Source organism: Helicobacter didelphidarum (genome assembly GCF_003364195.1).
Classification (GTDB): Bacteria; Campylobacterota; Campylobacteria; order Campylobacterales; family Helicobacteraceae; genus Helicobacter_A; species Helicobacter_A didelphidarum.
In genome coordinates, this window is the sequence record NZ_NXLQ01000007.1 from 75,803 (window position 1) to 86,194 (window position 10,392).

The 10,392-nt window shown below is 30.7% G+C and carries 9 protein-coding genes; 3 read left to right on the forward strand and 6 right to left on the reverse strand.

Annotated features, from left to right (window positions below; all coding sequences use genetic code 11):
- Positions 1-67: 67 nt before the first annotated feature.
- The 3 genes from CQA53_RS04820 to purB all read left to right on the forward strand — a co-directional run bounded on the left by CQA53_RS04820 (position 68) and on the right by purB (position 7,334).
- Positions 68-4,546: an AsmA-like C-terminal domain-containing protein gene (locus CQA53_RS04820; RefSeq protein WP_115542891.1), complete on the forward strand. Its 4,479-nt coding sequence runs from the start codon at positions 68-70 to the stop codon at positions 4,544-4,546.
- Between the two features lie 62 nt (positions 4,547-4,608).
- Positions 4,609-5,886 (forward strand): CapA family protein, encoded by a 1,278-nt coding sequence (locus CQA53_RS04825; protein WP_245945667.1) that lies wholly within the window; start codon positions 4,609-4,611, stop codon positions 5,884-5,886.
- Between the two features lie 119 nt (positions 5,887-6,005).
- Positions 6,006-7,334, forward strand: a complete 1,329-nt coding sequence (purB, locus tag CQA53_RS04830; RefSeq protein WP_115542892.1) for an adenylosuccinate lyase — start codon at positions 6,006-6,008, stop codon at positions 7,332-7,334.
- Here the strand turns inward: purB and CQA53_RS12165 are convergent.
- From CQA53_RS12165 to CQA53_RS04855, 6 genes are all read right to left on the reverse strand, one after another.
- Positions 7,289-7,477: a hypothetical protein gene (locus tag CQA53_RS12165; RefSeq protein WP_147289996.1), complete on the reverse strand. Its 189-nt coding sequence runs from the start codon at positions 7,475-7,477 to the stop codon at positions 7,289-7,291. The two genes, purB and CQA53_RS12165, sit on opposite strands and share 46 nt — an antisense overlap.
- On the reverse strand, positions 7,470-7,733 hold the full coding sequence (locus tag CQA53_RS04835; protein WP_115542893.1) for a hypothetical protein: 264 nt from the start codon (positions 7,731-7,733) through the stop codon (positions 7,470-7,472). Before CQA53_RS04835 ends, CQA53_RS12165 begins: the two co-directional genes overlap by 8 nt.
- A gap of 40 nt (positions 7,734-7,773) precedes the next feature.
- On the reverse strand, positions 7,774-7,929 hold the full coding sequence (locus CQA53_RS12275) for a hypothetical protein (protein WP_181882361.1): 156 nt from the start codon (positions 7,927-7,929) through the stop codon (positions 7,774-7,776).
- A gap of 280 nt (positions 7,930-8,209) precedes the next feature.
- Complete coding sequence (locus CQA53_RS13255) at positions 8,210-9,352, reverse strand: hypothetical protein (protein ID WP_245945669.1); 1,143 nt, start codon at positions 9,350-9,352, stop codon at positions 8,210-8,212.
- Entirely contained in the window at positions 9,345-9,770 is a 426-nt protein-coding gene (locus tag CQA53_RS04850) for a hypothetical protein (protein ID WP_115542895.1), read from the reverse strand. Before CQA53_RS04850 ends, CQA53_RS13255 begins: the two co-directional genes overlap by 8 nt.
- Before the next feature lie 87 nt (positions 9,771-9,857).
- A partial coding sequence (locus tag CQA53_RS04855) for a hypothetical protein (RefSeq protein WP_115542896.1) occupies positions 9,858-10,392 on the reverse strand: 535 nt, incomplete at its 5' end.

The window sequence follows — 10,392 nt, forward strand, 5'->3', positions numbered from 1 at the left end:
TGGTAATAGAAGATAAAAACAAAAACCAAGCAATATAATCAAAATAAATTCAAAGAGTATATTTATAATGCCAGAAAATGAACGCAATGAAAATTTACATCGTAGGACATCACTGAATGTATCAAGCCATCGAGGTAATACGGGAGCATTTGCTGATGAAACACTCATATATGATGGAGAAACAACACAAAACTTAGAAGAGGTGGAAAAAAAAATATCGACTTTAACAGAAAAATCACAAGATTTTAACAATCTTGATGGAAAAAATACAGGATATATTCTTTTAAAAGAAGAAAACCTTAATGCAAGAGAATCTCTAACTGATTCTAGAAATCTCACACAAAATTTACAAAAACTTACAAACAAAATAGAATATAAAAAGAACAATAATTGTTTGATACCCGACATTTCACAGCCTTTTGAACATTTGTTTTCAAATCATACACTAAAACAAACAATAACACAAAACAATCTCAATATAAATAACAATATTCTTAAATCACATCAACAACCCCTAGATTCTACACAATACAAGCAAGCATACACAATGCTTCTCAACACGAAAGAATATAGTTCTGCAACAGACAATGACACACCGCGTATAAGCATACAAGAAATGAAACCCAACACTATAAAAAAATCTCGTTTTTCGCTTACAAAAAACAAAGGTGATAATCAAAAACAAAAGAAAAAAAAATCTTTTATTCGTCTTAGCATTTTGTTTGTTCTACTTTTTGTTGGAAGTATTGCTAGTTATAGAATCTTAGCAAAAGGTATTTTTATTGAAAACATAAATATTGCAAATATCCATATTCAAAACATTTTTTTACAATTACAGGATCGCCTTATTTTACGTGTTGAGAAACTTGATTTAAGTTCATTTCGTATTAGTAAAACAGAAGATAAAAAACAAAAAAATTTCAGTGAAATATTACAAGAAATTGTTGATTATACACAAAAAAGCCTATTTGCATTGAGTTACTTCAAGATTCTTGAAATCAATGATATTACACTCAATGAAGAACATCATATAAAAATCGAGTATAATGATACAAACTACAAATTTAATATGCCTTTTCTTGAGGCTGATTTCGCTGTTACAAACAATCAGAATAATTTTTATCTTAAAATTAAAAAGTTTCAACTAAAAGATATTCCAGCACACTTTGAGGGTGATTTTATTTTTTCAATTCCCAATAAGCAATTACTCTTTGATCTTAATGCAATATTAGAAAAAGATGGTAACACAAATCTAGCAGCAACAGAATCTCTTACTCTTAAAGGCTCTACGGACTTTCGTTCTATCACAATTACAGGGGAGAGTACAAAACTTGAAAACCTCGATATAATTAAACCTTTTATACAAAATATTAAAAATCAAAGCCTTAAAGCAACACTTAATGGTTGGATTTTTGAGAAAGTCAAATATTCTACGATTCGAATTGATGCGTTAAAAGCAAATATAGAGCTTGATAATATTGCAAATAGCCTTTTAAAAAATATGATTGTGAAAGCAAGTGTTCAGAAAGCAGAAGTTACACTTAACAAAGGTGTAATGCCAATTCTTGGAAAAGAAGTTTTGTTAGAGTTTAAAAATGCGAGTTTAAATATTATTCCAATACAGCCTACATTTATGGGAATGAATCTAAATGGTTCAGAAGTTCTTATTGCTAATATGCCAACTCCTGATGTGCATATTTTATTACATGGGAATAATATTCGCCTAGATTCCCACTTTAAGCAACTTCTCTTAAGTTATGGTTTATCACTTCCAATCATACAAGATCCCCTCTCAAATAAAGCACAAAAAAATACAACCAATCAAATTACTCTTGATAAAACAAGTGCAGAACAAGCAATAAATAACACAGAAAGTGTTGTTATAAAAGCTTTACAAGAAAATAAAAACACACAGGATTCTAAACAACAAAACCTACAAAATAAAAATCTTTCTAATCAAATTTCTCAATCAGATGTCAATACAATACCTGCAAATGAAATAACGAATGACCAATTGTTATTGAGCAACAACACAAATATATATATGCAAATCAATATCATGCACAATAATAAAAAACCTGATATTCCAGAGTTTTTCCTGCAAGGTATTGTCCAATCTCAAGATATTCGCTTTAATCTCTATGAAATTCCACTGAATGCAAAAAGACTCAATGTCGCACTTGATATTGCACCACAACAAAAGTTTATCTATATTAATGGTAATCATATAAAATGGAGAAAACTCATTGACACTGATGTTAATATCCTCTTTGATGCAAAAAATGACACGATGAAAGCAAATACTTATATTCATCAAGCAACACTTAACACAAAAAATTTGCAAGACCTACAATTTATGCACAACAACTTTATAAATGAAACAATACAAAGAGAAACACAAGAAAATATAGATACAATACAAGATTCTCAAAATACCCATGACGATGTCAATGACTTGCTTGATATAGAATCTCAATCACGAATTAATACTTTTTTTTATGCTCTCAAAGAATCTCTTTTTGACACTACACCAAAAGATAGCAAACAAGAATTACCACACAACACATCCATATCAGATTTTCAATCTGTTGGAATCAATACAGAAAACAAGAAGCAATATAATCAAAATTTAAGAAATTATCGAATCTATACAGCAAATATGCCTTATACAGAATCCTTAGATAATGTAAGTAATTTTAGATTCCATCATTCTTCATACACCCAACAAACAAGTAATCTCGATAATAATGCAATATATACTTCTGCCTTACCATCACAACCAACATATATTGCATTGACAAATCCACACCAAAATATTCAAGATTCTCAAACAATTATAAGCACACAAAAAATGGAAACACAATCTGACATTATTGCACCAAACATATTAGAATCTCACAAAAATTCTAATATCATAACTCCCCAAAATATAAATCAAAAACAAAGTGATACACAAAATCAAAAATCCAATGTGAAAAAAAATAAAGCAAAAGAAGAAGATAATGAACATATCCTTAAAACACTAAAAAATAATCCTATTTGGGACGATTTGAAGCTCCGCACAAAAAAAACTCGTCCTTTTACACCTCTAAATGATCAACAACTTGAAAATATTGCATTAAAAGAAATCGAAAAAGAAAAAGAGCCTTTCTCCTTAGAACAAGATTTTTTCAATATGAAAAATGCTAGTCTCAACTTTACTCTTTCATTTGCCAATAATCATATAATTCTTGATGTTCCTAAAATAAATTTACATTTAGAATCACATAAAGATTTAGAACTTAAAATCAGTAAGATTGAAAATATCCTGCAATTTTCTCCACTTGCTCGTTATTATGGCTTTTCTCGTGGAGATTTCAGTCTCATGATTCCACATAATGCTCCAAATAAAAAGAAAGAAACAACCTTTAATCTTAATCTTACAAATCTTGAATACCCAATTTATACTCTTGCACATAAAAAACTTACAAATCTTAATATTAAAGGGAGAATACAAGAAAATTCACTCATTATGATTGCAAATAATGATATTGACTTTAAAAGTCAAGATTCTTTAAGTATGTTACGAATTAATGGTTATAAAATTAACATTGATGAAATTTATGATTCTAAGATTCCATTTTTTATTGATCTTCTTGATGATAAACAAAAAGATCTACCCTATTCTGAAGCGGCTATTCAACAAGAATTGCGACTTATTGCAATCAAAAATAGATTACGCAAAAAAATGAAAGTGAATCCTATTGATTTTAATATTTTAGGTGAAAATCTACAATTTATATTTTTAGGCTACACGATGCCCCTTGATTCAACAAATATTCGCTTTATTGATGGACGCATTATTATTGATGGACAATATGAAAAAGGTATCCTAAATGCAAGTCTTATTAAAGATAATATTCGCCTTAAAGCAAGAAATTTTAGTGGTAATTTTATTAATACTATCCTTGTTTCAGCAAAAGAAGGAAAAAGAATGATTGATGGAGGAATTTTTAGTTTTGATATGTTTTATCGCAATGGTATATTAAATGCAACTGCAGAAATTCAAAATACTGCTCTCATGGAATTTCAAGCTGTGCAAAATATTTTTGCACTTATTGACACCGTGCCTTCATTATTCATGTTTAAAAATCCTCATATCAGCACAAAAGGCTACCAAATCAATTATGGTAAAATTCTCTTTGCGGTTAATAGTGATTACATCGGATTACAAAATATATTTTTACTCGGTGCATCAATGGATGTTAATGGACAAGGAATTATTGATAGGAATACAGAGGAAATGAATGTGAATCTTAGTATATCAACTATTAAAAACCTGAGCAAATTTATTAATAAGATTCCAGTTGTAGGGTATCTTGTCTTAGGTAGGGAAGGACAAATTAGCACAAATCTCATTATGACTGGGAAATATACAAACCCAAAAATTAATATTACACTTGCAACAGATATTATTAAAACACCATTTAATATCTTGCGTCGTGTATTCCCTGTAGAAATTATTATGGAAAATTTCAAAGAAGAGGAACAAAACATTGATTATTAAATGTTAATGTACCTACACAATAAAACATGATAACTTTAAAGATCTTAAGTATAAGGAAAATAATGCAAAAAAATATACAAAAAATAATTTCTTCCAATTTTATATTTTTATGGGTACTCTTTACACCATATTCTTATATATATGCAAAATATAATGAATTAAGCCTCATTATGGGGGGAGATGCACTTTTGCATGCACCTGTTTATATGGATGCAGAATATGAGTGTCAAAATCCACAAAATGCAAACATCATTCATTTTATTCGCAATATAAACTCTCTCAGCATGACAAAAACTCTTAATACTGACAGCACTCGACCTGCAATAACGAAATTAACAAAATCTCAACAAGATTCAAAATCTCTAACTACACAACAGCCGACAATAAAACCCAAAAAAAATACCAAAAATCTTTGTTATGATTTTACTAACATGCTCCAATTAATCGCTCCTTTTATATCGCAACACGATCTTGCATTTTATAATCAAGAAACAATACTTGGAGGTAAAGAAATTGGGTTAAGCAGTTATCCAACCTTTAATTCACCCCAAGAATTTGGTGATAATATGTTAAAAATTGGATTCAATCTTATCTCGCTTGCCAACAATCATACACTTGATCGCGGTGAAAAGGCTATTTTAAATTCTTTACAATATTGGAAAAATAAAAAAATTCTTGCTGCAGGAAGCTATGAATCTCAACATGAAAGAGAAAAGCCCAGAATTTTTGTGAAAAATGGTATAAAATATACTATGCTTGCTTATACTTACGGGACAAATGGGATTCCACTCCCAGTAGGTAAAGAATATCTTGTCAATGTTTATACAAAAGAAATGATGGCAAAAGATATAGAAAGTGTGCGTCGTAAAGTAGATTTACTTATTGTATCAATGCATTGGGGTGTTGAATATGTATTTATTCCCACAAAAGAACAAAAAGAAATTGCTAAATTCTTAAGCGAACAAGGTGTCGATATTGTGATAGGCAATCATCCACATGTAATACAACCCATTGAAATCATTGATAAAACACTTGTGATTTATTCACTTGGGAATATGATTTCAGCACAAAATGGTTTAGAAAAAAAAATTGGTGCATTCGTTAGTCTTAAGATTACAAAAAATCCAAAAAACAAGATTATTGAATTACACGATATTTATGCAGATCTTATCTATACTTATCATAATACAAGCAAACAAGATTTTAAAATTTATCCATTTATTTTTCTCAATGAAGCAATCCTACCAAATTATCAGACTATTTATCAAAACTATATCAAAATTTTAAAAAATAAAGATACTAATGGATTTCTGCAAATTGGTATTTTTAATAGAAACTAAAAAATATTTTTTATTTTTAGAATCTATTTGGGAATCTTGTATAAGATTCTAAAAATTTTTGTGAGAAATCTCAATATTGTTTCTCACAAATCACTTAAATATAGAGAAAAGGAGTGAAAATGATAGAACGATATGCACGAGAAAAGATGAAAAAACTTTGGGATATGAATGCAAAATACAGCGCGTGGCTCGAGGTAGAAAAGGCATTAGTGCGAGGTTGGAATAAATTAGGGTTAATTCCTGATAGTGATTGTGAAAAAATCTGCAAAAATGCAAAATTTGACATTGCGCGCATTGATGCAATCGAAGCCGTAACGAAGCATGATTTAATCGCTTTTACAACAAGTGTTTCAGAATCTCTGGGCGAAGAATCAAGGTGGTTTCACTATGGCATTACCTCAAGTGATTGTATTGATACGGCGGTGGCACTGCAAATGCGGGATTCTCTTAAGCTCATCATTGAAGACATCAAGGAGCTAAGAGAAGCGATAAAACAAAGGGCGTTTGAGCATAAAAACACGCTTATGGTTGGACGTTCGCATGGCATTCACGGCGAACCTATCACCTTTGGACTTGTATGTGCGATATGGTATGATGAGATTGGGCGGCATTTGAAGGCTTTAGAATCTAGCCTAGAAATCATCAGCGTAGGACAGCTAAGTGGTGCAATGGGCAATCTCGCACACACACCAATAGAGTTAGAAGAGCTTGTTTGCAAGGATTTGGGACTAAAAGCCGCTCCTGCAAGCAATCAAGTCATACAGCGCGATAGATACGCGCGATTGATGAGTGATTTAGCCCTTTTGGCAAGTAGTTGTGAAAAAATCGCAGTGGAAATAAGGCATTTGCAACGCACAGAAGTGTATGAGGCGGAGGAATACTTCAGCGAAGGACAAAAAGGCAGTTCGGCTATGCCTCATAAACGAAACCCGGTATTGAGTGAGAATATCACCGGACTTTGCCGTATCATACGCAGTTTTGCACTTCCTGCTATGGAGAATGTGGCATTATGGCACGAGCGAGACATCAGCCACTCAAGCGTGGAGCGGTTTATTTTGCCCGATGGCTTCATCACGACTGATTTTATGCTCGCGCGTCTCACGGGACTTATCCAAAAGCTCGTCGTATATCCTAAAAATATGATGAAAAATCTTAATCTCACCGGTGGTTTGGTATTCTCTCAACGCATTTTGCTTGAACTCCCAAAAAAAGGGGTAAGTCGCGAAGATGCCTACAAAATCGTGCAACGCAATGCGATGAAGGTATGGAGTGATTTGCAAGAGGGCAAAAGCGCACTCAATGAGAAGGGTGAGAGCCTGTATTTGCAATATCTTTTGGCAGATTCTGAACTTGTGGGGTTTATTGGCGAACAAGCCATCAAAGAATGCTTTGAATTGAGCTATTACACAAAAAATGTGGATTCTATCTTTAAGAGGGTGTTTGGATAGATAAAATCCTCTTGTATTGATTGGGAATTAAAAAATTGCATAGAATCTACACTATGAGATTCTATAAACTCTAAGATATAAGGGAGCTTTGAAGCTTTTACAGCATTTTTTAAACTTTCTTTAAGCTTTCTGTCTTCATGCAAGAACTCTCTTTCTATGTATGCAATTTCTTAACATAAGAATCTTGAATGCATAGAATAAGAATGTCAAATTATTTAAAAGGTGTAATATAAATATTAATAGAATAAAGAACCCCCCACACCCAGCCCCTTTACAAAAGCTCTCCACAAAGCTTGCTACACTTTGATGATTTTCATTTAGAGTGAGTTTCCATTGTGATTGAAGGAACTTTAAATCATCTGCATATGCTACTCTTGTTCCTTGCATTACACCTATCATATTTCTTACCTTTTCTATAGTTTTATTGAGGGATTCTTACTTAATGATTGCAATATTTCTGATAAAGTTCATCAAAGCATTCTTTAGCATTATCGCCTAAGATACAAGGATACCTATCAGCATTCCAATCTTGTATGAAGCGATTACAATTAGCTTTCTTTTGCTCTCTTTGTGCCTTATAAAATTCAAGCTGCACTCACAAGACTTATTAAAATTATATGTTCCTATAGGAGGAATAAATAATTCACAACATTTTACTTCATTAATCCTATCATCTGATAGAGGCTTGAATAGAGGGATAAAAATATCTGCTGCTAATATATTTTGCAATAAAATAAATAAGCAAACAACCACTCTCATGTTTTTATTCCTAACTTTTCATAGAGATTTGATATTTCTCGTATAAGTGGTTGTTTCTTATATGTATTATCATAGTTGTTGTATATCCAAAAATATCTCAAATTTATCTCAATATATCACATATAGTTTTGCAAGGCATTAGGGAATATTCTATACTGCAGTTTATAAAATATATACCATTGCCTAAGAACTGATGATAAATGCTTTTTTATGTATATATTATTTGATAAATTTTGCTTTATTCTCATAATGGTAATAATATCATATTTAATATTATATCCACTCTCATTAGTGTTTTGTTCATTTACTCTAGGTGGAATATATCCTAGTTTCTCACAAAAGCTCTCCACAAAGTTTGTTACACTTTGATGATTTTCTTGTAATGTAAGATACCAAGTATTTGTAAATTCTTGCAAATCTTTGTCATATTCAATATTTATTTGCATACCAAATACCCAACTATTTCTATATATCGCTCTAATCCTCTCACTTAAGCATTTATTCTTAAATTCATTTTTATATTGAGCAATATTATAGCTATCGTATTCTTTAATATTATCAAAGTCTAGCTTAGCTTGTGCTGTTTGGATAGTAGATTCTAAAAAGAATAATGCTCCATTGAAATTCTTTAAGTTTTTAATAAAATTACCACTTTCTACATCTGGGCAGTTAAAGAAATGCTTAGGGTGCGTGATAGATGATTCAAATTCATAATTTCTCTTTACCACACTTGCTCCCATATAATCTTTTGGTGAATTCAGTATGGTTATGCCATCATTATTGATATTGTGAAGAGATGCATATAGCTCATCATTATTTGTGCCTATGTAGTAATCATTGATTAAGTCCTTGATTTGCTCTAGTTTAAATTCAGTGCCTCGAAAGACTAAGATATATTTAGAATCTTTAGGGACTTCTTTTCTTTTGCCTGTGGATTTATCAATCTCTCCTAAGTCTTCAAATAATGTCGCACTAAAGCCTGAATCTGTATTTTCTTGGTGTGTGATAAGTTTGTATCGTTCAAAGAATCTTTTGGCTTGCTCTTTGCCAAATTCTCCATCGAGTTTGCCTACTTTAATCCTCCTTTCATCAACAATCTTGGAATCTTTATGGGTAATATCTAAAACATCTTCAAAGGTAACAATTTTGTCTTTATCTTTTATATCAAACTTTTTACCTACCAAATCAAAATACCCATAGCTAGCCCACGCCAATTCCGCATAGTCTCTTAGTTTTCTAATTTGTTCTTTATTATCCATCTAACTCTCCTATAAAGCTTCTACAATCTATTTCACCATCAAACTTTAATCTAAAATCCATATTACCCTCATTGCCATAAATATTTGGTGTATAGTTTTTCCATATTGGTCTAAAATATATTTTATCTATATTATTAAGCATTAATTTATTATTTGAATTATTATAATCAATATATACCCCTAAATCTATTCTATTACTATAACCTATTTTTGAATAACCATTTTTTCCTATACTACCATCTAAACTCTTGTCAAAATAAGCTAAGATTCTATTATATTTTTCCTCACTTTTTGGGTAGTTATTTAATTTACATAACTCTCTAAATTCCCAATAACTAGGATATATAAAAGGGGTATAAAATAATATAATTAAAATTATTGGTGATAATAATACTAAAATCTTTTTATATTTTTTCATTATATCACCTTAGATGCTGCTAGATGAAAATACCCATATGAAGCCCACGCTAATTCGGCATAGTCCCTAAGCTTTTTAATTGTTTCTTTATTGTTTTGCATTGTTTTCTTTCCATTCTTTGAATTTTTTATATTCATTCCTGCTTAATGTTTCAAAGCAACCCACTCTACTTCCTGAAAGATAAAATCCTGTTCCTTCATTACCTGCTAGATATGGTCGTAAATCACGCCAAGTAATATAAAAGCTAACTGATTTAATATTGTCTTTCGTAGCTCTTTCATCTTTGAACCAAAGACGAAAACTAAAGTCAATTCTATCTCCAATCCATTTTTTAAACAAATATGAAAAGTGTTTTTTATCATCACTTACCCTTAATGTTTTTACATTTGACATATTATCCAAATCTGTATCAAAATACTTTAGCACTTTATTATAATACTCCTCATCTATCTTGCCACCATTAAATTGATATATTTCAGGTTGTAACCTGCATATCTCTTTAAATTTCCAATAGCTTGGCTCTAAATAATATGAATAAGGTGTGTAATAAAAAATAATTAATCCTATACCTCCAATAAATACTAAAAACTTAGAGATTTTCTTCTTCGATTTAAATGCTTTT

Excerpts from the sequence above, each read along its gene's own strand:
- CQA53_RS04820 (WP_115542891.1), top strand. The coding sequence starts at position 68 with ATGCCAGAAAATGAACGCAATGAAAATTTACATCGTAGGACATCACTG.
- CQA53_RS04825 (WP_245945667.1), top strand. The coding sequence starts at position 4,609 with ATGCAAAAAAATATACAAAAAATAATTTCTTCCAATTTTATATTTTTA.
- purB (WP_115542892.1), top strand. The coding sequence starts at position 6,006 with ATGATAGAACGATATGCACGAGAAAAGATGAAAAAACTTTGGGATATG.
- CQA53_RS04835 (WP_115542893.1), bottom strand. The coding sequence starts at position 7,733 with ATGATAGGTGTAATGCAAGGAACAAGAGTAGCATATGCAGATGATTTA.
- CQA53_RS13255 (WP_245945669.1), bottom strand. The coding sequence starts at position 9,352 with ATGGATAATAAAGAACAAATTAGAAAACTAAGAGACTATGCGGAATTG.
- CQA53_RS04850 (WP_115542895.1), bottom strand. The coding sequence starts at position 9,770 with ATGAAAAAATATAAAAAGATTTTAGTATTATTATCACCAATAATTTTA.